The organism is Pseudomonas sp. EL_65y_Pfl2_R96 (assembly GCF_963970905.1).
Taxonomy (GTDB): Bacteria; Pseudomonadota; Gammaproteobacteria; order Pseudomonadales; family Pseudomonadaceae; genus Aquipseudomonas.
Map to the genome: position 1 here is coordinate 96,169 of NZ_CAXAQH010000003.1, position 25,921 is coordinate 122,089.

Here is a 25,921-nt window from a genome sequence, read left to right on the forward strand (position 1 = left end):
CCGCCAGAACTTGTCGGAAATATCCTTAGAAATCAGAGCGTCTGTAGGACAAACGGTCCGGATCAAAAGTAGAAAAACAGGCCGGTACCTTTACTTCGGGCTAGCGCAGTCAGCTGTTTGAACCGTGCCTTGAGGTCCGCTGGCAGTGTCGCTTGCTCAAGCAGCTCCTGAACGATTTCAAGCGCAGTGGCACCCTGGATGCTGGCGTCTTCATAGTCATCGACCAAGCTGCCCAGAACGCTGTTGACGCGCTGGATCAACCCTGAGTCCCACAATTGCTGGTAGTGCTCGGAGCTCAACGTCCACGTTTCCACTTCACCCGGTTGGCTTTGATCAAGGTCCAGTCGATGCAGGGCCGCCGGGCTCAGCGGGACGACAATTTGCTTCATCGCCGAACAGCCTGGGGTTGCAGGACAAACCATTCGATTGTCGTGATCAATTGCAGCTTGTCGGCCGTCCTGAATGCACCCGACCCGTCGCCTGAATTTGGCGTCAGCTCCAGTTCAAACAGGTTGGTGACCTCGATGCGCCAACCGCTGGGGATGCGCAATGGTTGTAGCCGGTACTTGAGTGGGCCGTTCATGGAGGTCTTCTCGGTCAAGGCAGGTCGAGCCGTGCGTGCAGCTCGCGTTGCGCTTCGGTCAGGCGTGTGGTCAGTTCTGCCAGGGTATGCGCCTGGCCCGTCCACTGTGGGTAGTCCCAGTGGTGATCTTTGATGACCATCACTCGAAAGGCACCGTCCTCATCGAACTCGGGATACCAACCGACATCCAGCAGCAGTTGCTTGCCGTACTCGACCTGCAACAGGTCTTCCTTGAGCGCATCGATCTGGCCAGCCAGAGGCTGGTCGGTCAGGGGCGACAGGTCGTCGAAGATGATTTTGCCGGTGAGCAGGCTCAGGTCAAACAACTGGCGGTTCCTGTGTGAGGAGGATGGTAAGGCCATGGGCAAACCATTTCATGTTTCGAGCCTGGCCTTGAGCGCTTGGCATTTCAAGAGGACGTTGTCCCGATCATGCTCAGCGTGGAGGTCGCACCAGGTGCAGATGTAGCGGATGGCTTCCGGGGTGGGCAGGGTGACGAACGCGTCCATGAATTCGAAGGTGATGCCGGGCACGCCGATCAAGTGGTCGGCAATGTTGGCCGGGTCGAGGTCGACGTCAATGGTGATTCCGGACATCTCAATGCCGACACTAGTCGGTATCAGCAGGCAATCGAGCAATATCGGGAGAAAGCTGGACGTGTCGAAGGAGCGGCACATCTGAAAATCGGTCAGGCACCAATGCAGGGTACCGTTTTGTGACTCGTTCAGTTGCGCGATAGAAGGCACCTGGATGGTGGTCAGGTTTTTCATTACACGGCGTTCTCGGCTTTGGTGAGCAAGCTTTTCAGTTCGGGCTCGATCTCTTCAACCGGAAGACACTGGATGACTGCCTGAATGTAAGGCGCGTAATTTTTTTCGATGGGGGTTTCGCACCAGTCGAGTTCGTAGATGGCCTGGATGCGGACGTCGAGGTAAGCCGACTCCAGCAGCAAGCGTTTCAACAAGGCGATTGCCGGTACCGAGCGGTCTTCTCCCAGTGAGACTGTGCAGCGCTGCTGCCAGTACTCCGGTTTACTCAGTAAAGTCTGGTCGAGCAGTGCCCATTGTGTGGCGGTGAAGTCAATAAGCACACATTTAGCCACCATTTCGGTGGTGTATTCGGTCCAGTTGGCGGCTTCAGAGTCGCCAATCCAGTGCTCCAGTTTTTGCCAAAGCTCATCACATTGATCCCTGTGCAAAATGTTTCTCCTGAGGCGACGGCTCGCGTCAGCAAGCGCTGTTCAGTGCCGTAGCTGGCTCGCAATGGCCGATCTTGCCTCATTTAGCCGAGGCTTCCCATCCTTGGCCGTTCAGGCATCAGCGGATTCGCAGGTACAAAAAAGGGCGGCTCCCCGAAGGTAACCGCCCTGTTTTTTAACCGCCGCTAAAACTTACTCGGACAGTTTGTACGCAATCACATAGTCACCCTGCTTGGTGCCCAGCGATCCGTGACCACCCGCAACAACGAGCACGTATTGCTTGCCGTCTTTGCCGGTGTAGGTCATCGGTGTGGTTTGCGCGCCGGCTGGCAGGCGGCCTTCCCACAGCTGCTTGCCGTTTTTCACGTCGTAGGCGCGCAGGTACTGGTCGAGGGTGCCGCTCAGGAAGGCCACGCCACCGGCGGTGGTGAAGGTGCCGCCCAGGCTTGGAACGCCCATGCTCAGAGGGATCGGAACCGGCGAGCTGTCGCGCACGGTGCCGTTTTTGTGTTTCCAGATGATTTTGCTGGTGGTCAGGTCGACCGCTGTCACGTAACCCCAGGCCGGTGCCTGGCACGGCAGGCCCATTGGCGAGAGCAGGGGTTCGAGGATGACGCCGTATGGCGCGCCTTTGTTCGGCTGCACGCCTTCGGTTTCGCTTTTACGCGGGCCTTGGGCTGCGATTTCGGCGGCGGGGATCAGTTTCGATTTGAACGCCATGTAGTCCGGGTTCATGAAAGCAATCTGACGCACCGGGTCAACCGAGATACCACCCCAGTCGAACACACCGAAGTTGCCTGGATAAACGATCGAACCTTGCAGCGATGGCGGCGTGAACGGGCCGTCGTAGCGCAGGGATTTGAAGTTGATCCGGCAGATCAGTTGGTCGAACGGGGTGACGCCCCACATGTCGCGCTCTTTCAGCGGCGGCGGCATCAGGTTCAGGTCGGATTTCGGTTGGGTCGGCGAGGTGTGATCACCTTCGACAGCGCCTTGTGGCACCGGCACTTCGTTGATTGGCACGATGGCCTTGCCATTGCTGCGATCCAGCACATAGATGCTGCCTTGCTTGGTGGACGCGAGCACCGCCGGTTTCACACCGTCTGCGGTTTTCAGGTCCATCAGGGTTGGCTGGCCACCGACGTCCATGTCCCACAGGTCGTGGTGCGTGAACTGGAAGTGCCAGCGCACCTTGCCGGTGGCGATGTCCAGCGCGGTCAGGCCGGCGGCGTGCAGTTCCGATTCAGGGGTGCGCGCGCCACCGAACTGATCCGGGGTCTGGTTGCCCATCGGCAGGTAGAGCATGCCGAGTTTTTCATCGACGGCGAACATGGACCACATGTTCGGCGAGTTGCGGGTGTAGACCTTGCCTTCGGCAATCGGCGTGGTGTCGTCCGGGTTGCCGCTGTCCCAGTTCCACACCAGCTTGCCGGTGTGCACGTCGAACGCGCGGATCACGCCGCTTGGCTCGTCGGTGGAAACGTTGTCGGTGACGTGGCCGCCAATCACCACCAGGTCTTTGGTGACCGCCGGTGGCGACGTGGAGTAGTAACCGCCAGCGGTGAAGCCGCCGATGTTGGCCGTCAGGTCGACCTGGCCACCGTTACCGAAGTCTTCGCACATCTTGCCGGTGTCGGCGTTCAGGGCGATCAGGCGGGTATCGGCGGTCGGCAGGAAGATCCGGCGCGGGCAGACGCTGGTCACTGGCGCGTTGGCGGTGCCGGTCGGGCTCTGCTCGGACGCGTAGGCGGCGTCATCGTGATAGGTCACGCCACGGCAGGTCATGTGCGCCCACCCCTTGAAGTTCGCCGCCTTCTGCGTGGAGAGCTTCGGATCGAAACGCCAGATTTCCTTGCCGGTGTCCGGGTCCAGCGCGATCACCTGGCTGTGCGGCGTGCAGACATACAGCATGCCGTTGGCTTTGAGCGGGGTGTTTTCCGCGGTGGTTTCGCCCGGGTCGTTCGGGCCCGGCAGGTCGCCGGTGCGGTAGGTCCAGGCGGGAACCAGCTTGCTGACGTTCTGCGGCGTGATCTGTGCCAGTGGCGAGTAACGATCGCCATGGGCGCTGCGGCCGTAGGAGTTCCAGTCACCGTCCGGCATGGCCGGGGCGGTGTTGGTCATGCCAGGCACGGCGTCGCGATCCAGTTGGCCTTTGATTTCACCGGGGTTGGTGAACAGGCTGGCCAACGCGGCGATACCGGCGATGACCACGGCAGCGCTCAGCACACCGGTGCCGACCGGGTTGAACTCGCCGGTACGCAACGGGCGACGAAACCATGGCAGCAGCATGACGATACCGAGGGTAAAGAGCAGCGCCAGACGTGGCACCAGTTGCCACCAGTCCAGACCGACTTCCCACAGTGCCCAGACCGTACTGGCGAACAGCACCACCGCGTACAGGCTCAATGCCGCAAAACGGTCGGCCAGCAGCAGCCCCCCGGTCAGGATCAGGCCGATACCGGCCAGCAGGTAATACAGTGAGCCGCCAAGCATGCTCAGCTTGATCCCCCCGGCCAGCAAGGCCAGGCCCATTAGCAGAAGCACGATACCGAGCAGGCTCGGCAGCAGACGGCTTCGACTCAAAGCACCATCAGTGCTCATAGTGTGGTTCTCCGTGACGTTTTAAGTAGTCCCGCGCAGTAGTCACTGTAGATGACGATCTGGTGTGGGCATGGTTCAGTTAAGAAAGGTGTGCGGTTGATGCAATCCCTGTGGGAGCTGGCTTGCCTGCGATGACGGCGTGTCAGTTGGCAAAGGTGTCGGCTGACCCGCCGCTATCGCAGGCAAGCCAGCTCCCACAGGTCTTGTGGTTTTAATTAGAACGATGACTGGATCTTGATCCCGCCAATCAGCGCGTCATCGACCTTGTCCACGCCACCGGGGTGGCGGATGTATTGCAGGTTCGGGCGCACGGTCAGCCAGTTCGTGACGTGCACGCCGTAATAGAGCTCGCTGCTGTACTCGGTGTCTTGCGGTGGCAGAAACGATGGGTCGTCGTAGTCGAAGACGGCGCGGGCCTGATTGGTCGCCTCGGCGTTCTTGCGGTAGGCCGGGTTGACGTGGACACGGGCCAGGGCGAAACCGATATCGTCTTTGGTGCGAGCATCGAACAGGCCCTTGTAGACGACGCCGGCCTGGACGTAGTTGTCGATCGCGTTGGTCTTCTTGTCGTGCATCGTGCCGTTGGCGAACACGCTCAGGCCCCGAGAGTTGTCGCTGGCGTGGCTGGTCAGCTGCTGCTGAATACCGAGCCATACGCCGTGCTTGCTCGATGCGCTGCGGTACGCCTCGCCGCTCAGGGCGGCAGGCTGACCATTGTTGTCCTTGTAGACGTCGGTGGCCTTGGCGTTGCTGTAGTAGTAACCGGCGCGGTACTCACCCGGCAGGCCGTTGAGCTTCGGGGTCCAGACCAGTTCCACCGGCAGGATCGCGCCCTGAGTGCCGCTGCCGCTGAGCTTGAAACCGTTGTCGCGATCCAGATTGGACGGGTTTTGCTCGTAAACCCCGACTTGTGCGTAAAGCTGCGGCGTCAGGTGATATTTGACGCGCATCGCCCACTGGCTGACCGGCCAGTTGTACCAGATGCCACCAACCCAGTTGCCGACCTGAGAGCCGCAGAACGCCAGGTTCTGGAAGTCGCAGGGGAAGCTGTTGAAGTCTTCGCCCTCGCCGAAGCGGCCGAGCTTGATATCGAGTTTCTGATCGAAGAATTTCTGCTGATACCACATCTGCGTCAGGCGCCAGGTCTGGCCACGGCCCCAGACTTCCTGAGCCGAAGTGAAGCCGCCGACACGCGGGTCGTTGATCCGGTCGTTGCTGATGTTGTTGCCGTTGCGTTCGGTGATGGTCAGCTGAAATTCAGCGTCGTCCCAACCCAGAATCTTCTGCAAGTCCAGGTGGCTGCCAAAGGCGAACTGATCGCTATAGCGCGCGGTGCGGTCATGGTCGTAGCCGCCGTGCAGGTTACTGCCCATTTCGCCGGTGTAATCGACCTTGAAGTCGTAGCCCTTTTCCGAAAGTTCGGTGCGCGTGCCGTTCCAGTCACCGAGCATCCACGGCGAGTCGCTATCGAATGCCGGTGCGGCCTGGGTACAGGTGGCGAGGCTCAATGCGGTGAACCCACCGATCAGGTTCAGGGCTTTTCGACTGGCCACAGGGAGCAAGACAGCGCTGTCTCGCGAAGTATGAAAATCAGGCATAGAGAAGAAATTCTTGGTCTTTTTTCTAAAGGGGGGGGACTGAACGCAGCGGGATGAAGCAGAGGAGAAGCGTTTCAGCAGGACAGGCGTAAGGATAATGTCCTGTAACACATAGAGAAAGGGCTTTTATTGACATGGATCATTTCGGATTTGGTAACAGTCGGCTGCGACCTGTCGCCGCAGTATCTGGCCGTGCAAAAAAAGGGCGGACTAAAGCGTCCGCCCCCGCATGTTTCAGTGCCGTCAAGTCAATAGATAGACCGGGAAGCACTCACACAAATGCATCACCCGTCGGCGGACTTTTTCCACCAGTACCGCATTGGTCGGTTGCTCAAGCAGATCGGCAATCAGGTTGGCCACTTCGGCGCATTCGGCTTCACCGAAGCCCCGCGTAGTCAGGGCAGGTGTGCCAATGCGAATGCCGCTGGTGATCGCAGGTTTTTGCGGATCGTCGGGAATCGCGTTCTTGTTCAAGGTGATGTGGGCACTTTCCAGCAACGCCTCGGCCTCTTTGCCGGTGATGTTCTTCGCGCGCAGATCGAGCAGGAACATGTGGCAGTCGGTGCCCCCTGACACCACCCGCAGGCCTCGCCGAGTAAGGATGTTCGCCATGGTCCTGGCGTTGTCGATGACGCGTTGCTGGTAGTGCTTGAACTCATCACCGAGGGCTTCGTTGAACGCCACGGCCTTGGCGGCGATGACGTGCATCAGAGGTCCACCCTGGTAGACCGGGAATATCGTCTTGTCGAGCAACGTCGCATGTTCGCGTTTAGCCAGGATCAGACCGCCCCGTGGGCCGCGCAGCGTTTTGTGAGTGGTCGAGGTGACGAAGTCTGCAATGCCGACCGGCGAGGGGTACAGGCCGGCTGCGATTAGTCCGGCGTAGTGCGCCATGTCGACCATCAGGTATGCCCCGATTTCATCGCAAATATTGCGAAAACGCTGGAAGTCGATGGTCCTGGAATACGCCGAGGCACCGGCAATGATCATTTTCGGCCGGTGTTCCCGGGCCAGGGCTTCCATCTCGGCGTAGTCGAGGGTTTCGCTGTGTTTTTCCAGGCCGTAAGAGTACGCGGTGTAGAACTTGCCGGAGAAGTTTACTGAGGCGCCATGGGTCAAGTGGCCGCCATCGGCCAGGGACATTCCCAGAATCGTGTCGCCAGGTTTGAGCACAGCGAGAAACACGGCCTGATTGGCCTGGGAGCCGGAGTGCGGCTGGACGTTGGCATATTCGCAACCAAACAGTTTGCAGGCACGTTCGATGGCGAGGCTTTCAATTTCGTCGACCACTTTACAGCCACCGTAATAGCGCTTGCCTGGGTAGCCTTCGGCGTACTTGTTGGTCAGCACCGAACCTTGGGCTTCCAGCACTTCTTCGCTGACGTAGTTTTCCGAGGCGATCAGCTCCAGATGGGTTTCCTGACGGTTGCGTTCACGGCTGATCAGGCGGGCGATGACAGGGTCGAAATTGTGCAGGCTCATGGAGTCATTCCTTGGATAAGTGCTTCGGCCACGCAGGCTGGCGCGAGATGCGGTGATGCGTGTGACAGTCCGCCGCCGACCACAATGGAGTCGTACGAGCGATCATGGTCGGCTGCCCTCGGTGACGGCGGTGGCTTTGCTTTCCCTGGTGTAGGTCAGTACGAAATGCGCCACGAGCCCGAAGATCAGCCCCCAGAATGCAGCGGCCAGCCCCAGGAAGCTCATGCCCGAGGCGGTGACCAGGAAGGTGATCAGCGCCGCTTCACGTTGTTTTTCGTCAGCCATGGCGCCGGTCAGCCCGGCGCTGATCGCCCCGAACAGGGCCAGGCCGGCGAGGGAGGCGATCAGCTCTTTGGGCAAGGCCGAAAACACCGAAGCCAGGGTCGCGCCGAAGATGCCCATCAGAATGTAGAACACCCCGCAGGCGATCCCGGCGATGTAGCGCTTGTCGCGATCTTCATGGGCTTCGCGGCCGGTGCAGATAGCGGCGGTGATGGCTGCGAGGTTTAAGCCATGGGAGCCGAATGGCGCCATCAAAATCGAGCCGATGGCCGTGACCGAAATGATCGAGCGCGCGGGGGTGTTGTAGCCCGAGGTGCGCAACACCGCCATGCCCGGCACGTACTGCCCGGTCAGGGTGACGAGGGCCAGCGGCAGGCCGATATTGATGATCGCGTGCCAGCTCCACTGCGGGGCGATGAAGATCGGGTGGGCGACATCGATGGTGATCGAACCGGTGTTGAGTTCACCGAATGAGGCGGCCACGGCACAGCCGACAATCAATACCGACAGGATGGCGTAGCGCGGTGAAAAGCGTTTGAAGATCAGGTACGCCGCGATCATTGACAGCACCATGCTCGGCTGCAGCTTGATCGAGGTGAAGAGTTCGGCACCGAAACGAAACAGGATGCCGGCGAGCATGGCGGCGGCGATGGCTTTTGGCAGGCGATTCATCAGTTTGTCGAACGCGCCGGACAGGCCGACCACCGCGATGATCACCGAAGCCACCACATAGGCGCCGATGGCCTGGGGCAAGGAGACCGTGGGCAGCATCGACACCAGCAACGCCGCGCCCGGTGTCGACCATGCGGTAATCACCGGAATCCGCAAACGCCAGCTCAATAACAGACCGGTAATGCCGCTGCCGATGGAAATGGCCCAGATCCAGGACGACACCTGATCATTGGGCAGGTGCGCCTCCCGGGCCGCTTGAAACACGATGATCAGCGGGCCGGCATAGGAAATGATCACGGCGATGAAGCCTGCAATGACCGCTGACAGGGATAGATCCTTTCTGAGTGTGTCCATGATGTCTCGGCTAGGCGTGGCGGGCACGCGGTGATTCAGAATTGATATTGAGTCGATTGCTTCGATTCGAGATGAGTGTATTTGAATGAATTGAGTTGATTCAATAGATGGAGGGAGTTGTTAGGAGATGTTTTTTTGCTACCGAGGTGTATTTATCAGGTTTTTCTCAAGTAACTATTTGATTTTCAAATAAATATTGCTGTTGAAAAATATTCTGAATGAGGGACGTTTTTCGATTCATTCGTCGAATCAATCGACTCAATTTATTGATTGTATCCATTTATTAGTTGCCTAACTTCCCTGTGATATGCTCGGATATTCATCATTTCTACGATGGGTAGCGATCATTCATGTGGGTTCCTCAGCTAAGCGAGTTCGGCCAGCCGATGTATTTGTCGATTGCCGACGCGTTGGCGCGCGATATCAGCAACGGCGTGTTGAACGAAGGTGATCGTCTGCCGACCCTGCGGGAGCTGGCCACCACGCTGAATGTCACGCCCGGTACCATCAGCCGTGCCTATAGCGAAGCCCATCGGCGGCGTCTGGTGCAGGGGGAAGTGGGGCGTGGCACTTATGTGCTCAACCAGAAGCAACTGGAGTTGCCGGCCAGCAACAATGCCGCCCCGCTGAATTTGGGGCAGTCCGAATTATTGGATCTTTCGATCATCAAGCCTTACAGCGAAACCCTGGAATACTGGTTGCGCGACGCATTGGTGGGCATGGCCAAGAGCACGGATTTTGCCCGTGCCCTCGATTACGCCCCCGATGGCGGGCATCCGGCTCATCGCGAGGCGGGTGCGCAATGGCTGCGCCATTCATTGCCCGATGCGCAATGGCAGCAAGTGGTGATCACCGCCGGCGCACAGCATGGTTTGATGGTCGCGATGAGTGCGCTGACCAACGCCGGTGATCTGGTGCTCTGCGAGGCGCTTTGTTACCCCGGCATCATTTCCCTGGCCCATGGTCTGGAACGACGTCTGCGTGGCGTGCCAATGGACGATGAAGGGATCATTCCCGAAGCGCTGCGCGAACTGTGCCAGCGTGAGAAACCGGCGATGCTGGTCTGCGTGGCGACCTGTCAGAACCCGACGGCCGCGATCATGTCGCAAAAACGTCGGGCGCAAATCGCGGCGTTGGCCGAGGAGTTCGACTTCATCATCCTGGACGATGACATCTACGGTTTTCTGGCCACCGACCCGTCGATCAAACCGCTGTCGGCGTTTGCCCCGGATCGTTCGGTGTACCTGACCAGTCTGTCGAAGTCGGTCATGCCAGCCTTGCGGATTGGCTATCTCTATAGCCCGCCGAAACTGTTGTCGCGCCTGACCTCCATGGTGCGCAGCAGCGTCTGGATGCCGTCGCCGTTGACCGCCCAGTTGGCCAGCAACGTGATCACCGAGGGGTTGGATAAAAAGCTGATCCGTATTCAGCGCAACGAAGCCGCCGGGCGGCAAGCGATCGCTCAGGAAGTCTTCGCCAATTTCGAGCTCAAGACCCAGCCGTATTCCTACCACATCTGGTTGACATTGCCTGAGCCCTGGACCAGCGACGAGTTCACCATGCTGGCCCGTGCCAACGGTGTGTTGGTCCTCAGTGGCACCCAGTTCCAGGCCGAACGTGGCGGCATTACCCGCTGCGTGCGATTGGTGCTGATGTCGCCCACCAGCCAGGACGAATTGAGGTTTGCCCTGACCAAGCTGGCCAGTCTGATCGATTCGGACCCGCGTCGTTATTACTGAGCCCAGGCGCTATCTCCAGACGTTTGTCCCTCAGAGGATGGCCAACTCGCCTACAGTTAATTCAGCATCTGACGAATGCCTGTGTCCGGAGCCCTTCCACCGGACGAAAGCCTCCGCTAAGGTGCGCGGCTTCTCATCCTTTCATCGCTCGAAGGCCCGGCATGACCGAACAGAACACCAACCCCCTGCACGGCGTGACGCTGGAGCAAATCCTCAACGCCCTGGTTGAGCACTACGAATGGTCGGGGCTGGCCGAGCGTATCGATATCCGCTGCTTCAAGAGCGACCCAAGCATCAAGTCGAGCCTGACATTCCTGCGCAAAACCCCGTGGGCGCGGGAGAAGGTCGAGCGCCTGTACGTGAAGCTGATGCGTACCAAGCGCCCGGTCTGAGCATGGTCATACCCTCGGCCGCGAGACGTCGTTGTGTCGCCGTGGCGGCGATTCTGGGCTGGGCAGGCTTAAGCATTCAGCTGTACCTGATTTTCTACTCACGCTGGAGTGTCGCGGCCAGTCTGCTGGGCGGGCTGGTGAGTTTTTTCAGCTATTTCACCGTGCTGACCAATACGCTGGCGGCAGTGGTGCTGACCTGCGAACTGACGTCCCGCGAGTCGGCGACGCGACGCTGGTTTTTGCAGCCGTGGGTGAGCAGTGCGATTGCGGTGAGCATCGCCGTGGTCGGTGTGGCGTACAGCCTGTTGTTGCGCCATTTATGGCATCCCGAAGGTTGGCAATGGGTGGCCGATGAGCTGATGCATGACGTCATGCCGCTGCTGTTTCTGGTTTATTGGTGGTGCTGTGTGCCTAAAGGGACGTTGCGGCTGCGGCACATTGCGTTGTGGGTGATCTATCCGCTGGTGTACTTCGGCTATGCGTTATGGCGTGGGCATCTGCTGGCGGTTTATCCCTATCCGTTCATTGATGTGGACAAGTTGGGTTATCCACAGGTGTTTGTGAATGCCGGGGGATTGTTGGCGGGGTTTGTGGTGATTTCACTGCTGGTGATTGGGCTGGATCGGTGGCGCACGGGACGGATGTGAACACTGACTGTGGCGAGGGAGCTTGCTCCCGCTGGGTTGCGAAGCGACCCCAAAATCTGCAACCGCAGGTTTTCAGGCACACCGCATAAGCCGGTTTTGCGACTGCTTCGCAGCCGAACGGGAGCAAGCTCCCTCGCCACAAAAGGCATGTAACCACAGTGTTGCGGTTATTCCTCGTCACTGTCATCCAGTCGCCAATAGCCGACGGCCTTCACAAACTGCTCGTTCAGGCCGTGCTCATCGAGCAATACCCGGCGAATCTGCCGCGACACTTTGGATTCGGTCGCCACCCACGCATACAGATTGCCTGCGGGTACCTTGATGTGTTGCACGGTGGTCAGCAGGTTGTTTCTGCCACCTTCGCGCAGTACCCAGATCACATCGACCTGCGCGGCGCTTTCGAGGCGTTGTTGTTCGGCGCCGTTTTCCACTTCCACGATCACCAGCGCATGCCGGTTGGCGGCCAGGCCTTCGAGGCGGCGGGCGATGGCGGGCAGGGCGGTTTCGTCGCCGATCAGCAGGTAGCTGTCGAAGATGTCCGGCACGATCATCGAGCCCCGTGGCCCGCCGATGTGCAGGAACTGGCCGGGTTTGGCCTGTTCCGCCCAGGTCGAGGCAGGACCATCGCCGTGCAGTACGAAGTCAATGTCCAGTTCCAGCGTGTCCAGGTCGTAACGACGTGGCGTGTAATCACGCATCGCGGGCATCGGCCCGTTGTCCTTGCCGGCACCGAGTACCAGGGTTTCCAGCGCCGCCTGTTCCGCAGCGTTTTGTGGGAACAGCAATTTCACGTGGTCGTCGGTTCCAAGGCTGACGAAGCCGGCCAGCTCCGGTCCACCAAGGGTTATGCGGCGCATACGCGGGGTCAGGTCGACCACCCGCAGCACTTCCAGACGACGGCGTTTGATCTCATGCATGACACGGTGAATGGATTGGGATGGCACGATAACGTCGGTCATTCGGCGTTCTCCTGAACGGGTTGAACGGCGGGGCCGTCGACGATGGCTTTGGCCGTGTTATTGAGCAAATCGCGTACCCGCAGGATTTCTTCCGGGCTCCAGCGACCATGGTGCATTTGCAAGGCATGGCGCAGGTTGTGCACCGCTTCGTGGATCTCGGCCGGGCGGTCCTGGCCGCGCAACGAGCGCTTGCTGACCTCGATGCGCATGCGCACGCCATCCAGGGCGATCGCTTGTTCACTTAAAGACAGACGTCCGGCGTCGGTGATGCTGTAGCGTTTTTTTCCGCCCTCGGCGTCGCCCAGGATCATTTCGCTTTCTTCAAGGAAGGTCAGGGTCGGGTAGATCACGCCGGGGCTGGGGCTGTAGGCGCCGTCGAACATGCTTTCGATCTGGCGGATCAGGTCATAGCCGTGGCACGGCTGCTCGGCGATCAGCGCCAGCAGCAGCAATTTCAGGTCGCCAGGGGCGAACACCCGCGGTCCGCGTCCACCGCGCTCGCGGCCAGGCCCTGGGCGTTTCTCGAAGCCGTCGCGGCCGTCGCCGTGTTCGCGGTGGGGGGAATGATGGTCTCTCATTTCGGTCTTCTCTCATCACGTTTAGATACAACTTAAGATATATCTTAGCGTTCAGGCAAGACGTTTTTTGCCGGATCCTTGCGCGGCTGACGAGCGGCGGTCTCATCGAATAATGCAATAGGCCTCTTTTTGGCGAATGCCTGCGATCGATAACTTTGAAGTTAAAGTGAATGCTCTATTTGTCTTGAGTATATATTCTAAAAACTCCAACAAGTCCCACTATTGCGAGTGATGATTGCTGTATGGTTTTTTAACTGAATCTGTATGTAGGGTATAACTTACAGGCAGTGTTTTAATTATCTGCTTTCTGTTCTTTTTTCTTGCGGGTCTTAGGGTTGTTTAACTACGTGCTTATAGGAAGTTGCTTGCTTACTTTCCAGAGACAACAGTCGATGATGCCCCGGCATTGAAAGTTCAGGTTGATCTGGCTCAACTGAAGTTACGGTTGTCTTCAACTTTCAATGCACACCTCCTCATAAAGAAAACAAGGTACTGAACGATGTTCAAGAAACTCGCAATCGCTGCTCCGCTGGCTCTTCTGGCGCTGGGTTCCTCGGGAGCGTTCGCCGCTGGTGAAGCTGCCCATTCCATCAACATCATCGCTCATGTGCCGACCAACGGCTTCTATGTGGTGCCGACCGATCCTGAGCTGGTCAACAAGGATCAGGACATGAGCTTTCAGCCAAGCACCGGCAAGATGGGCGAAGTAAACGGTTACTTCGATGTGCGCAACAACAACGGTTCGGTTCACGCCAGCCTGGACAGCGCACCAAAACTGATCTCCGGTGCCAACAGCATTGATCTTAAAGTCGAGATCAACAACACAACCCTCACCACCACGCCTCAACAAGTTGTCGGCGAGGCTGAGTCCGACATGAACTACCGTGCACCGCTGAAGATCAGCGCCATCGGCACTACGTTCAACCCGGGTGATTACACCGGTGTCGTGGCGATGACCTTTGACGCCGTTCCTCCGGTCGGTACGCCTTGATCGGGCGATCCGGCATCAGGCGCTGACTTCCCCGCAGCGCTAACCAGCGGGGCAAGCCACCGTGCTTGCCCCGCCGGACTTCCATTGTTCGTAATCAGAGTAAGAGTTCATGTTCCCGATGACACCCATCGCGGCTGCGCTTGCGCTGTTGTTTTGTGCCAGTGCAGCCGTGGCTTCCAATTCCGCTGGTACGACCCCGCGAAGTCTGTTGGCGCAGGCCAAAGGCCTGCCGGCGGATTTCGAGGAGCATTTCTTTGATGTGCCTCTGGCTGTTCGGGTGGAGCTCGATCATCAACCGCTGGGTGAAGCCATGGTGGTGTTGTCCCGCGACGATCGCGTCACCCTGCTCGAATTTACCGACACCAGCGAAAACCGCTTCGGCTCCGCCGAACGGGAAAAATGGGCGAGTTATCTCAAACCGGGTGTGCCATTGGGCAATTGCACCGGTTCATGTCCGGATCAGGTGCTGGCCGTGCACTACAACCTGGAAAGCTCGCTGGTCTCGATTGTCACCGAAAACGCCGAGCGCGATGTTGAAGCCAAGCGTTACTACGAGCAGCCCGATGGCGGTAGCAGCGGCCTGATGGTGCGCAACCAGCTCAATCTCAATGGCGGCCAGGATCAGGACTTGGGCGGACGCTTTGGTCTTGAAGCCAGCGCCAGCCTGGGTAACTGGAGCCAGACACTGAACCTGCAACTGGCCCGTCTCGGTGGCCCGGACGACAAGCTCTACCACGCCGTGCATGAGCTGCACACCCAGCGTGAACTGCAAGGCAGTTTTTTCCGTCTGGGCTATTTCACCCCCAATTCCGAAGGGCTGACGCGCCAACCGCGCACGTTCGGCACCAGCCCCGACACCGCCGTCGGCGTCATGTACGGCAGCTCCGACAGCCTGGCCATCAACAGCCCGATGCCCAGCGTCTATCCGATCTACGTCACCGCCAATCGCCAGGGCTCGGTGGAAATCTGGCGCGACGGGCTGCTGATCAACACTCAATCAGTGCCGGCCGGTTTGCAGACGCTCGACACCCGGCCATTGCCCGGTGGCATCTATGAAGTGGAAGTGCGCCTGATCGAAGACGGCCAGATCACCTCCACCACCCAGGAGTTGGTGTACAAGCCCAATAACTGGCGCAACCTCGACGAACGCTGGCGCTACAACCTGTTTGCCGGCGAAGAAAGCAAACTGCTGAGCAACTGGGACACGCAATCCAGCGGCAGCCCGACGGCCGGGGCATCGGTCAACTACCTGATGCACCCGCGGGTGATTCTCGGAATGTCGGCGCGCCAGATTCGTGAAAAGCTGCAATACGGCACGTCCATCGACTGGACGCTGGCCAATCACATCAGCCTGTACGCCAACGTTTATAAAACCCAGGACTACGGCACCGGTCTCGATCTGCAAAGCCTCTATAACTATGGGGCCGGTAGCGTGGTGGTCAGCCACAACCGCAGTTGGCTCGACACCACCAACATGTACGACACCTTGCCGGACGGCACCCGGATTCGACCGCGCAACGTGTTCATCGGCCAGACCAGCAATTCGTCGCTGGCGCTCAACCATCGTGTCAGCAGCAAAAGTTCGCTCAACGCCCGGGTGTCGCACAGTGAGGGCAACGTTGAAGGCGTCGGTCTGGATCTGGGCTGGACGCAGCGCACCGTGTTGCTGGGCAGCGATGCCAGTTGGCGGCTGTCACTGTTCGACCGGCCGGGCAGTTTCAGCAGCGGCGAGGCGCGCAATCGCGGTGTCGATCTGAGTGTCAATCTGGCATTGGGCGCGCCCGGCCAGCAGTTCACCGGCAGCATCGGTTCGCGCACGGCCCGTGATGGCAGTCGCGATAACAACGCCTCCCTCGGCTGGCGCAAGGATCTGAAAGATCATGTACTGCAAAGCGTCTCGGTGACCGCGCTCACCGACACCTATGGCGTCGGCATGTCCAGCCTGGCGAACTTTCGCACCGACGCCATCAATGGCGATGGCTTTGTTCAGCGTTCGTCCTACAACGGCAACTTTACCGGCGGTCTGAACGTGGATAGCACGCTGGTCGTCGGCGGTCAGCAAATGGTCCTGACCAGTCAGCATGAGATGCGCGGTGCCGGGCTGATCGTCGACGTGGAGTCGGATATCGATGACATCGCCTTGCGCGCCGACGATTACAGCGGCGGCAGCGCGGCGTTGAAGCCGGGGCGCAACTTCATCCCGATTACCGCGTATCAGAACAGTTCGGTGAGTTTCGACTTCGAAGGCAACCACGTGCCGGCGGCCACCATCGAGCCGGCGCGCACCCGCTATCACCTGAACAAGGGCGGGGTGGATTACCGCAAGGTGCGAGTGATGAAAACCCTGACGGTGCTCGGCCGACTGGTTGATGCGCAAGGACAGCCACTCAAGGGCCATCACGTGATCAACCACGCCAGTCGCGGGGTGACGGAAGTCGACGGTTTCTTCTCGATGGAAATGAACGCTGGCTCGCCGACCCTGGAAGTGCGCCAGGGCAATCAGCTGCTGTGCCAGTTCCGCCTCGATGCGAGTCGGCATCGCAGTGAAAACAACGTGTTGATGATCGGTGATCTGCGCTGCACGCCGGACACCCTGGCTGACGTCACGTCCACCGAACAGAAGGCGGGCTGAGCCGATGAAGCGATCCATGGGTTGTATGGGGCTGCTGCTGGCACTGACCGGGCCGGCGACCGAGGCGGCGAATCAGGAAATCAGGGCGTTGTTCCAGCCCGATTCGTCCCAGCCGGGCAAGAACGTGTTTATCAACCAGACGGCGAACAGCGGTTACTGCGCGGACTATCCGGGCGAGTGCGCGCAGAACAATATGTTCAGCATTCAGTTGCCGGTGCGCTTTGACTCGACCCGCGCAATCATGCCCGACGAAAGTATTGCGCTGAAGGTGCCGGCCAACTGGCGGCAACTGACGGTGACCAACGCCGAGACCCAGGAAACGGAGACCGCCGAGGTGCGCATCATCGGCATTGGCTCCAGGTTCACGCTGAGTGACTCAGCCGCTAACCTGGTCGGGGTGACGGACATACTGGAGGGCCATCAGAAGCTTTGGACCAGCAGAAGTTGGGTGTACGCCCCGGCGCCCTGTCTTTACAGCGGTGTGGGTGCCTACGGCCCGGCGTCCTATCGGTTTTTCTGGAAGGCGCCAGTGGAAGCGGAATGTAGCAAAGTGGCCACCCACACCATTCCTTCCATGTATTTCAACACCCTCGATTTTGCCTATGAACTGCGCACGCCCAATCCGTTGGGCATGTCGAGCGGGCTGTACACCGGTGCGTTGTCTTACCGCCTGGGCCCGGGCGCCGATTTCGATCTGGGGCCGTTGATGGTTCCGGATGACGGCAACCTGACCCTGGACTTCGTATTGGACGTGCAGCACACCCTGAAGGTCGATCTGCCACCGGGCGGCAACAAAGTGCTACTGGAGCCCGAAGGCGGATGGCAGCGCTGGATCGACAGCGATCGCAAACCGACGAGGATCTACCGCGATCAACTGTTTTACCTGTCGGCGTCGTCGCGCTTCAAAGTCATGATGCTGTGCAACTCGTACGGCGGCACCCGCTGCAAGTTGGGAAGCCCGAAAGGCAATACCACCGAGGTGGAAACACTCCTCACCTTGCCCGCTGGCATCACCGGTCCCGGCGGCGGGCCGGTCACGCTTTTCAGGCTGCAATACAACACGTGGTCAGGCCCTTTTCAGCCCGGAATCTATGTGGATCGAAAGGCCGGCTCGTTGCGTTTCGAGATGCCCCAGGACGCCATCAACTTTTTGCTGCGTCCCGGCTTGAGCGACACGCTCAGCGGCAGCATCACCATTATCTGGGACTCGGAAGTTTGACCGTTCAGGCCTGGCCACTTTTTATTCTGATGGGATTGAAGACGATGAAGCGTATGTTTTTGCTATGGGTACTCAGTGTGTTTTACGTGACGGCACAGGCGGGGCCACAGATCAATGTCGGCACTGTGTATGACTATCTGGATGCCGATAAAAGTACCTACCTCAAACGGGTATTCAACAGTGGCGACAGCACCGCTTTCGTCAAGGTCAACGTGCTGGAAATCGTCTATGACGCCGACGGTATGCCCCGGGAGATTCCGGTCGAAACCGCCGCCGACGGGGCGTCGCGCAATGGCGTAATGGCCAGTCCGGCGCGGCTGATCGTACCGGCCCAGGGCATGCAGGGCACTCGCTTGTTGTACATGGGTGAGCGTGACAGCGAACGCTACTTTCGTGTGCGTTTCGTGCCGGTGGTGCCAGAAAAGGAAGATGAATTCGCGGTCAGTGCCGAGGAGAGCGAGGACTATAAAAAGACCCTGTCGGCCGGGGTCAACGTGATGACTGGGTTTGGCACGATTTTCTTCGTGCGGCCCAAAGACGCACGTTTCGCGACGGCCATCAATGAAACCGACAACCGCTACGAACTGCGCAACAACGGCAACACGGTGGTCATCGTCGATGAATTCAAAAGCTGCTCATTGAGCAATGAAACCGACTGTGGGGCAACCACCAAACACCATGTGCTGGCGGGCAAGACGTTCGGCTTCGACAAGGAAAAGGGGCGTGAATACCGGTTCATCCTGATCGAAGGCGACAGTAAGAAAAACCTGAAGATCGCCAGCCGCCAGGCCTGACGCCAGCCAGTCAAGCGCAATCCATGTGGGAGCGCCTTAATTGACTGGCATTGGCCGCCAGGCCCGCTTTTCATAGACGCAACGGGTATCAAACATGATCAAGCAATGCGCCGTCTTCGCGCTGATGGCAATGACCGTACTGATGGGTTCTTTGGCATGGGCGGCTCGGGAAGAGCACACCTTCGAGGTTTCTCTAACCATCCCGAACCGCTCGTTTTACTTGATCCCGGCTGAACCCGACTGGATTCACCGGCCACAGCAGCTGAACTGGGACTATCCGACCTCGACGCTGAGCAGTGTGCGCAAGAACTTCGATGTGCGCCATGACACCAGCGCGATTGAAGCACGCCTGGAAACCGCACCCTACCTGTCCAATGGCAGGCCGGGCGACGATATTGCCTTGCGGGTCACTTTCAACGGTGTGGAGTTGAGCCCTGATATTGCCCCGCGGCAAGTGGTGTCGGCGGCCGACGCGGCCGTGGGCATGCGGGTGCCACTGGAAATCGCGCCGGTAAAGCCGGACGGGGGTTATCGGCCGGGGGACTACAGCGGCAACGTCCTGTTGTTGTTCAGTGCCAGGGCGCCAGGGGAGTGAGTGCAAGCGCAGATAAGCCTGTGGCCGGATTGGCCAGGGAATGACAGTCAGCATGACCAAGAGTGTATTAGTAATGAAACTTGCAAGTACGGCGAGCGGCCTGTGTGCCCTGATACTGACAGGCTTTATGACATCGGCCGGTGCCGCGAATGTAGAGATCACGGCGCTGTTCCAGCCTGACTCGACGAATCCGATGCACAATGAATTTGTAAATAAAACGCCTCAGGGCGGCTACTGCGGTGGCCATCCGGAATACTGCGAGGACGGTGTCTTCAGTATCGACTTGCCGCTTCGATTCAGGTCCGTGGCGGCCATTGAGGCGCTGCATGACGAACGCCAAGGCCCGATGTTCCGGGTGCCATCCTCCTGGAGGGATATCAGGGTCATTCATGACGAAACCGGCGAAGAGGAGACGGTAAGGATGCGGGTGAACGGTATTGGTGCCGCCTATACCAACAAGGTGCCGCTTCCCGTGGGAGTCTGGCAATTCGGTTGGGTCTACGCTCCAGCCCCCTGCCGGTATGGGGGCGTGGGCTTTGGCAACCAGACTTACTATGCTTTTTTCTGGCGCGTTCCGCTCGATGCGGGTACCTGTTCCAAACAGGCACAAAAAACAATTGATCAATCCTATGATTTTGCTTACCGAGACATGGGGTTCTCTTATCAACTCATTACGCCCAATCCCCTCAAGATGTCATCGGGCACCTACCGCGGTGTATTGAATTACAGCGTGGGCCCAGGTCAAGATTTCGACATGGGTGACGTCATGCTGCCTGACGACAGTTTGATCTCCGTCAACTTTACCCTGATTGTCGAACACACCTTGAAAGTCGACATTCCCCCAGGCGGCAACCGCGTCATATTGGAACCGCAAGGCGGTTGGCAATCCTGGCTGTCACAGGGGCGTAAACCCACGCGTTTGTTTCGCGATCAGACGTTCAATATTTCCGCGTCGAGCCGCTTCAAGATGAACCTGCGATGTCAGTTCGTCATCGGGAACAACTGTGCGCTGTGGGAGCCGACCGCCGGTCATCCTGTGCCGCTGGAAGTCGCCGTTACTCTGCCTGGCGGGTTGACGGACGCCGCGGGACAACCGGTGAGTCGACGTCCGCTGCGCCGTGATGGTGTTGGCACGGAGCTGTTTCAGCCGGGCTTTTACGTAGATCGCAAACCTGGCACGCTGCATTTCGAAGTGGCCCGCGAAGCCATTGATGAAATGCTCAAACCGGGCATTGCCCGCAGCTATTCGGGCAATGTCACGGTCATCTGGGATTCGGAAGCGGGCTGAACGAAGTGCCCAGGATGAAAAAGCCAGCCCCGAGTGGATGACACTCGGGGGTTAAGCGTTTGCACCCATGGCGCATTGCATTGTTTAGAGTCCGGCGTTTGCCAATGCTTTACGGGTCAGTGTTCTGGCCAACTCGTTTCGTTCTTCGGCCATCTCTGACAGCATCCGGTCATAAAACTGCGTGGTCATTTCCCTTCCGGTAAACACTTGGGTGTGTGGAATATTCAGCTGGTTGGCAAGCGTTTCCACTCTTCCTTTGCGCGAGGAGCGCTCCGCCGGAGTCCGGGCGTTCGCCCAGTTGTTTTGGGCTGTGCGCAGATCTTCGAGCAGAGCATGTTTGGTTGCGAGACGGCGATCACTTGCATCGAATGTGTCCGGGTGGGTTTTGCGCAAGTGTTTTTCCCAAAACGGGTTCTCGAATAAACCGATCATCCCGTCGACCAATCCGTCACCGTCTTCGAAAGCGATGACACTATCGTACGCGGCGTTAATCTTGGCGGCGTCCACGTCTGCTCTCGTCTGATACAGCATGCCTTCAGATTGCCAAGGCAAATCCAGTCGCTTGGCCAGCCCTGTCTCGTACGCAAGGTGCACTTCCACAGGATCCGGAGCGTCGAATTTTCCCGGATTGCTTTTGAATCTGTCGTTCTGACTCTCAACCTCTGCTCTGGCAATTTCGTTTATTTTTTCCAGGCGAGCGGCACTCCTGGCCAGTTTGACAAGTTTGTTTTCAAGCGCCGCGCCAGTTGTCGATTCGGCGTGCGCCTGCGACACCAACACTTTTATTCCCATGTTATTGAACAGTTGTGCCCCGGCATCCCCGCAGGTTTCAGGATGTTTGGCCTGTTTGAACAGTTCCTCGCGCAGATCGGTGTCGAGCGCGACGGCATCGATCATCTGCCAGACCCGCCGGGTCAGTTGCTTGCGCGAATTATCGCTTCGGTAATCCTTGCCGGCTCTCTGTTTACGGATAACTTTGAAAAAATCGGTGGAGTCGGGTTCCGCCATCACATCGTGCCAGTTCTCCTCTCTATAGGTTCCGATCCCCGCCGATTGACTATAAATTTCTGAGTCCGGTAACGATTGCCAATGAGATAACTCATTGGCCGCAGCCCGCTCATAGACTTGCTCACGGGCCAAGCCTACGGACTCGCGGTAGTCTCCAAAACGGACTCGATCAACATCGGAAAGCTTCGTTGCGTCGAGTCGCGTGCGTGCCACGAGAAACGCATGATCGGAGCCAGGCACGACATCGGGTACGTTCGTGATCGGACATTCCCGTAGATCGAGAGAAAAGCCGCGCGGGTGATGTTTCTCGAAAACCCCTTCCTTGAAAAGACCTTCCGGCCAGGCATCGATACCGGTGTTGTTCAGACTCAATACCCTCAGTCTGGGCATGTGGCCGACATCCGGAGGCTGCTTGAGCGGATTGTTATCGAGCCTTAGCGTTTCCAGGCGAGTGAGCTCTCTCAGCGACTTGGCAGAGTCAGCCGTTAATTGGATGCTGTTGTCTGTCAGACGCAAGGTTTCGAGCAGACGCATCGTGCCGACACTGGGCGGCAGCTCGGTCAGGCCGCTATGGCGGGCGCTCAAATGACGAACGTTGGGGAAGTCGTCCAACAGACCTTTGGTGTCAGGAGAAAAACGAGCGTTGTCCACATTCAGCACGGTCACTTGGTCGATGTATTTTTTGATATTGGGTTGCTCACGCAGATCCTTCCACCAACGATCGAGTTTCGGGCCCATGAAGTCGGAGGACAAGTCCAGCGTATAGCCGCCTTCTGGATGACTGTTGCGCCCACCGAAGGCCTCGCTTTTGCGTTCGAAGCATTCAAGGAGCCGTTCCCGAATATGCCTTCCGCCGCGATACCTGAAATCATCATATTCAGGTCCGGATCCCGAATCAGCGGAAACGTAGCCCATTGCTTTGTTTTCCCATTCCGCCAATATGTTCTTCAGTTCGACGAGTTCATCCCTGAGCCGGTCGATGGCCTTGTCGGGATCACCCTTGGCGCGCAAGGCCTCAACGAAGGCTCTCACCTCTTGTTCGTTTAATTTCGGATAGAGGTTCCTGACCCTTTTTTCCGGGGTGTTTGCGAATGTGGACAGACTCGGCCCGCGCACCAGGTTGACTGTTTCAATATTGGCAACCAGGAGAATGGGCGGTTCTGCCAGCAATGTCCGGCGTTCGGCAGCAGGCGCGCATTGTTCCATGATCCACGCTTTGAGCAGACGGCCCTGACCCCGTTGGTAGCCCAATGCCGCGCGTTTGTCTTCAGGCAGGGCGCGCAGAATCGATTCGTAGAAATCACCGGCGTCATGCAGCTTCTTGTTGGCTCCCTCGAGAACCTCGTACTGGCCGTGCTCATCTCTGATCAGGCGCCGGACTGTTGTGGCGTCATCCGGGCCGATGCTGCACCGCAGTGTGCCGTCATAGGTGCCGTCCAGCACCTCGATGCGCACATCGCCGAAGCCATCGGTATTGAACTTGAGCGTATTAAGCGCCAGCCGCTCGGTATCCGGTAACACCCGTTCATCCCGATAAAAGCCGTCGTAGGCGCGAGCGGTGGAGGCTTCGAAATTCAATTCCCGGGCCTGGGTTTTGATACGTAGCGGCAAGCGATCTTCATCGATCATTCTCTGTAACTCGGCTGCCTTGGCGTGAGACAGGAGTTTTTCCGTGAGGGTGAGCGGCATGTCCGGGAACGTTTGCTTCAGCAAGCGGACATCCGCCTTGTTCGACCTTTCTCCGGCCTGATACAGACGTTTGGATAACTCACCCTGACGCTCGTCGACGGCGTCCGCGAGTAGATTGCGCAACGCCTGGTTGCGTTCAGCGCTCGGCATGTCGCGACCGAGCAGAGCGCTGACCTCGGCCTCATTCAGAAAGCCCACGACGCGTTCGGGCAGTTTGCCGGACGTGAGGTCAGCGAGACTCATGCTCAGGGTATTGGCGTCCGTTGCGTTGGCATTGCCGTACTTGCGCGAATAGCCTGTCAGGTCGGCATTTTCATACACCCTCAATGCCCGCTCTGGCGGCCATCCTGGCAGGCCCGTCGTTATCGGTTCAAACCAGACAGACGCTGGATCGATCGGTCGCCCGCCCCGGATATTCGCACTCGCTGTCTGCACTTCGTCATACGCACTGAAGCGCTTGATGGTGTCGGCCAGCACCGGCGGCGGAGGACTGTTGTCGACATGCATCCGACGCAGCTCATTGTCGTCAGTGCCACTGCTGATGCGGATCTGCTCCAGTTCTGTGGGCGAAAAGCGATCGACGCTGTGGCCGAGGCGGCGCATCAATGTTTCACCTTCCCAGTCTCGTGGATTCTCCGCCTCGTGCACCCAGGCGCCATGGCCGTTATGTTCCATCTTGGGCGAGTAGGCATTGGGGCGGGTGGGGTGTTTGACACGGTGCGTATTGGAGGTCGGCTCTGTGGAGGCTTTTTCGACGATGTAGAGCTTGCCTTCCAGCGGCAGAATGTCCTGATTGGCATGTCGATGCAGGCCGTGCTCATTGGGTTTTGAAGCCGCCGACAGGGTGAGATTTTTCTGTTCGTAGGGTGCGAGATCGGGATGCCACAGTGTGTGTTTGCCATTGGGCAGCTTGACCGGTTTCATGCCCTCGACCAGCGGCGACAGTTTGAGCCGAAAAGCGTTGCCGATTTCAGCACCCGCCCCAAACGCCGCCAGTTGAATGAGATCCGTCACCACGCTGATCACATGCTCGGCCGCTTCAAGGCCGAGGCCTTCGGCCAGATCGACGATGCCTTCGATGACATCCGTGGTCAGTTGGTAAGCGGTGTAGGCCATCATGAGTTCGCCCAGCCCCGGCACGAACGGTGTGGCGATCAACAGAGCGACGTTGAAAATGTCGGAGACGATTTTCTTGAAGTTGTCCCACCAGGCCCAGCGCGCTTTGCTGTCGGTGTCGGCGGTGGATACCGCGATTTCACGGGCGTCGTTGAGGATCTTGTTGAGCTTTTGCTGGTAGGCATGCCTCCAGTAATCCCGAGGGAGTGGCCAATGCTCGATTTGCAATCGGGGTCGAAGCACGGGTTCCTTGCGCCACGCCGGACGCTGGTCTGTCGGATCCTCTTTCGTGTGCCATTTGACGGTAAAGAGACGTTGCTCCAGGCCGGCGAAGAAGTGCCCGCGCTGCTGCTGATCGACGAACTGGCTGAAGAATTGTCGATAGCTCAGCTGCGACGATGCGCCGATTTTGTCTTCGCGCAATTGGCGCACCAGCTCATGGGTGAACGCCTCTGTGGATTCGTACTCCTTGAGCGGGTGATCAGGGTCATGGGGGACGTACGCAATGAGCCGTCGAATGCCGCTGCTACCCCGCACCGCATGAATCAACAGCACAATGCCGGTCAGACGGGTGTCCATCATGGACAGGTCGCAGCACAGCATCTGTTTCCCATTGAGGAGCAGTTGAGGTGTGTCCTGTGCCAGATCCAGCATCAGCTTGTAGGCATCGTACTGGATATCGCCGGTGATCAACGCCAACTGCGCGGCGACGGTCAGTGCGTCTTTCTGACTTTCGGTCACCTTGTGCTTCATGACGGCTTCGGCTAGCGGCTCGCCGGGAAGCAGATAGCTTTCGAGATGTTTTTTGTAAAGCGCGCCAATATCCAGCTCCCGGCAAAGCGCCTGGAACTGCCTGATGGTCATTTTGTGTTTGATCGGTATGACTTCGAAATGCCCGCGTTTGTCAGGTTTGGTAATGAACTGCGAGCCGGCATCGACCGTTTCGGCTCGTGCGAAATTGTGCAGCGCTGCATCCAGCAGGGAGACGGTTCGGGCAGTGACGCCACCCGACAGGTCAATCGCGTACCAGGGCTGATCCTTGGGCATGTACAGGCGCAGGTAGGTCGTCGTGACGTCATTCTCGATTCCGTATCGTTCCTTGAGCTTCGCCTGGAGCAGGGGCGCGGCAAACGAGTGGACGTCCCGCAGTTTTTCGAACAGTTGGTCGACCTGGTTCTGCGAGCCCCATGCCTTGAGGTTGGCGGCTTTGAGCTTGTCGTGATGAGCGGCGGGTGCTGTGGTGTACCACGGCACAATCTTCAATCCAGTAGCCGCCAGTGCCTGGCCTCTGCTGACGGTGGCGGTTTTGAAGTTGTCGTTGATGGTGTTCTTGATGAACGCGTAGTGCCGGCCTTTATTCGTGTTTTTGGCCGGTGTGTGGGAGTCAGGCATGGCAATCATCCTTGATTGTTTTAAGAATGATCAGCCTATCTGTTGGGGCTCAAAACAAAAGTCTAAACATCTGTGCTCAAACAGCGTTTCCTGGCGCTAAACCGTTGAATAT

21 protein-coding genes are annotated in these 25,921 nt (G+C 58.5%); 9 read left to right on the forward strand and 12 right to left on the reverse strand.

Going from position 1 to position 25,921, the window contains the following annotated elements; all coding sequences use genetic code 11:
• Nucleotides 1-62: 62 nt before the first annotated feature.
• From AACY49_RS04930 to AACY49_RS04970, 9 genes are all read right to left on the reverse strand, one after another.
• Nucleotides 63-389, reverse strand: a complete 327-nt coding sequence (locus AACY49_RS04930) for a hypothetical protein (RefSeq protein ID WP_258699262.1) — start codon at nucleotides 387-389, stop codon at nucleotides 63-65.
• A complete protein-coding gene (locus AACY49_RS04935; protein ID WP_320393418.1) occupies nucleotides 386-583 on the reverse strand; it encodes a hypothetical protein in 198 nt (65 codons plus the stop codon). The genes AACY49_RS04930 and AACY49_RS04935 overlap by 4 nt, the downstream gene beginning before the upstream one ends.
• 14 nt (nucleotides 584-597) lie before the next feature.
• Nucleotides 598-909: a hypothetical protein gene (locus AACY49_RS04940; protein ID WP_339522017.1), complete on the reverse strand. Its 312-nt coding sequence runs from the start codon at nucleotides 907-909 to the stop codon at nucleotides 598-600.
• A 48-nt stretch (nucleotides 910-957) separates the two neighbouring features.
• Entirely contained in the window at nucleotides 958-1,353 is a 396-nt protein-coding gene (locus AACY49_RS04945) for a hypothetical protein (RefSeq protein ID WP_339522019.1), read from the reverse strand.
• A complete protein-coding gene (locus AACY49_RS04950; RefSeq protein WP_258699266.1) occupies nucleotides 1,353-1,781 on the reverse strand; it encodes a HEAT repeat domain-containing protein in 429 nt (142 codons plus the stop codon). Before AACY49_RS04950 ends, AACY49_RS04945 begins: the two co-directional genes overlap by 1 nt.
• Nucleotides 1,782-1,973: 192 nt before the next feature.
• Entirely contained in the window at nucleotides 1,974-4,382 is a 2,409-nt protein-coding gene (locus tag AACY49_RS04955; protein ID WP_339522021.1) for a glucose/quinate/shikimate family membrane-bound PQQ-dependent dehydrogenase, read from the reverse strand.
• A gap of 215 nt (nucleotides 4,383-4,597) precedes the next feature.
• On the reverse strand, nucleotides 4,598-5,980 hold the full coding sequence (locus AACY49_RS04960) for a carbohydrate porin (protein ID WP_339522025.1): 1,383 nt from the start codon (nucleotides 5,978-5,980) through the stop codon (nucleotides 4,598-4,600).
• A 243-nt stretch (nucleotides 5,981-6,223) separates the two neighbouring features.
• Entirely contained in the window at nucleotides 6,224-7,462 is a 1,239-nt protein-coding gene (gene glyA / locus AACY49_RS04965; protein WP_339522027.1) for a serine hydroxymethyltransferase, read from the reverse strand.
• A gap of 102 nt (nucleotides 7,463-7,564) precedes the next feature.
• Nucleotides 7,565-8,770, reverse strand: coding sequence for a benzoate/H(+) symporter BenE family transporter (locus AACY49_RS04970; protein ID WP_258699270.1), 1,206 nt, complete (start codon nucleotides 8,768-8,770; stop codon nucleotides 7,565-7,567).
• Nucleotides 8,771-9,120: 350 nt separating this feature from the next.
• Between AACY49_RS04970 and AACY49_RS04975 the strand changes: the two genes are divergently transcribed.
• From AACY49_RS04975 to AACY49_RS04985, 3 genes are all read left to right on the forward strand, one after another.
• Nucleotides 9,121-10,509: an aminotransferase-like domain-containing protein gene (locus AACY49_RS04975; protein WP_339522029.1), complete on the forward strand. Its 1,389-nt coding sequence runs from the start codon at nucleotides 9,121-9,123 to the stop codon at nucleotides 10,507-10,509.
• Nucleotides 10,510-10,670: 161 nt separating this feature from the next.
• Nucleotides 10,671-10,901 (forward strand): VF530 family protein, encoded by a 231-nt coding sequence (locus AACY49_RS04980; RefSeq protein WP_007941719.1) that lies wholly within the window; start codon nucleotides 10,671-10,673, stop codon nucleotides 10,899-10,901.
• A 2-nt stretch (nucleotides 10,902-10,903) separates the two neighbouring features.
• Nucleotides 10,904-11,548 (forward strand): Pr6Pr family membrane protein, encoded by a 645-nt coding sequence (locus AACY49_RS04985; RefSeq protein WP_258699272.1) that lies wholly within the window; start codon nucleotides 10,904-10,906, stop codon nucleotides 11,546-11,548.
• Between the two features lie 167 nt (nucleotides 11,549-11,715).
• Here the strand turns inward: AACY49_RS04985 and AACY49_RS04990 are convergent, their stop codons facing one another.
• Nucleotides 11,716-12,507 carry a siderophore-interacting protein gene (locus AACY49_RS04990; RefSeq protein WP_320393425.1) on the reverse strand — a complete coding sequence of 264 codons (792 nt, stop codon included), beginning with the start codon at nucleotides 12,505-12,507 and terminating at the stop codon, nucleotides 11,716-11,718.
• Nucleotides 12,504-13,085: a PadR family transcriptional regulator gene (locus AACY49_RS04995; protein WP_258699274.1), complete on the reverse strand. Its 582-nt coding sequence runs from the start codon at nucleotides 13,083-13,085 to the stop codon at nucleotides 12,504-12,506. Before AACY49_RS04995 ends, AACY49_RS04990 begins: the two co-directional genes overlap by 4 nt.
• A 499-nt stretch (nucleotides 13,086-13,584) precedes the next feature.
• Between AACY49_RS04995 and AACY49_RS05000 the strand changes: the two genes are divergently transcribed.
• The 6 genes from AACY49_RS05000 to AACY49_RS05025 all read left to right on the forward strand — a co-directional run bounded on the left by AACY49_RS05000 (nucleotide 13,585) and on the right by AACY49_RS05025 (nucleotide 20,604).
• On the forward strand, nucleotides 13,585-14,076 hold the full coding sequence (locus tag AACY49_RS05000) for a CS1 type fimbrial major subunit (RefSeq protein WP_339522033.1): 492 nt from the start codon (nucleotides 13,585-13,587) through the stop codon (nucleotides 14,074-14,076).
• 109 nt (nucleotides 14,077-14,185) lie between these two features.
• Entirely contained in the window at nucleotides 14,186-16,708 is a 2,523-nt protein-coding gene (locus AACY49_RS05005; RefSeq protein ID WP_339522035.1) for a CS1-pili formation C-terminal domain-containing protein, read from the forward strand.
• A gap of 4 nt (nucleotides 16,709-16,712) precedes the next feature.
• Nucleotides 16,713-17,927 (forward strand): hypothetical protein, encoded by a 1,215-nt coding sequence (locus AACY49_RS05010; RefSeq protein ID WP_339522037.1) that lies wholly within the window; start codon nucleotides 16,713-16,715, stop codon nucleotides 17,925-17,927.
• A 44-nt stretch (nucleotides 17,928-17,971) separates the two neighbouring features.
• Complete coding sequence (locus AACY49_RS05015; protein ID WP_258699278.1) at nucleotides 17,972-18,721, forward strand: molecular chaperone; 750 nt, start codon at nucleotides 17,972-17,974, stop codon at nucleotides 18,719-18,721.
• 94 nt (nucleotides 18,722-18,815) lie between these two features.
• Nucleotides 18,816-19,316 carry a CS1 type fimbrial major subunit gene (locus AACY49_RS05020; RefSeq protein ID WP_320393430.1) on the forward strand — a complete coding sequence of 167 codons (501 nt, stop codon included), beginning with the start codon at nucleotides 18,816-18,818 and terminating at the stop codon, nucleotides 19,314-19,316.
• A gap of 52 nt (nucleotides 19,317-19,368) precedes the next feature.
• Entirely contained in the window at nucleotides 19,369-20,604 is a 1,236-nt protein-coding gene (locus tag AACY49_RS05025; protein ID WP_408980568.1) for a hypothetical protein, read from the forward strand.
• An 84-nt stretch (nucleotides 20,605-20,688) separates the two neighbouring features.
• Here the strand turns inward: AACY49_RS05025 and AACY49_RS05030 are convergent, their stop codons facing one another.
• The gene (locus AACY49_RS05030; RefSeq protein ID WP_339522040.1) at nucleotides 20,689-25,809 is read right to left on the reverse strand and encodes an NEL-type E3 ubiquitin ligase domain-containing protein; all 5,121 of its coding nucleotides are present in this window, start codon (nucleotides 25,807-25,809) and stop codon (nucleotides 20,689-20,691) included.
• Nucleotides 25,810-25,921 lie beyond the last annotated feature (112 nt).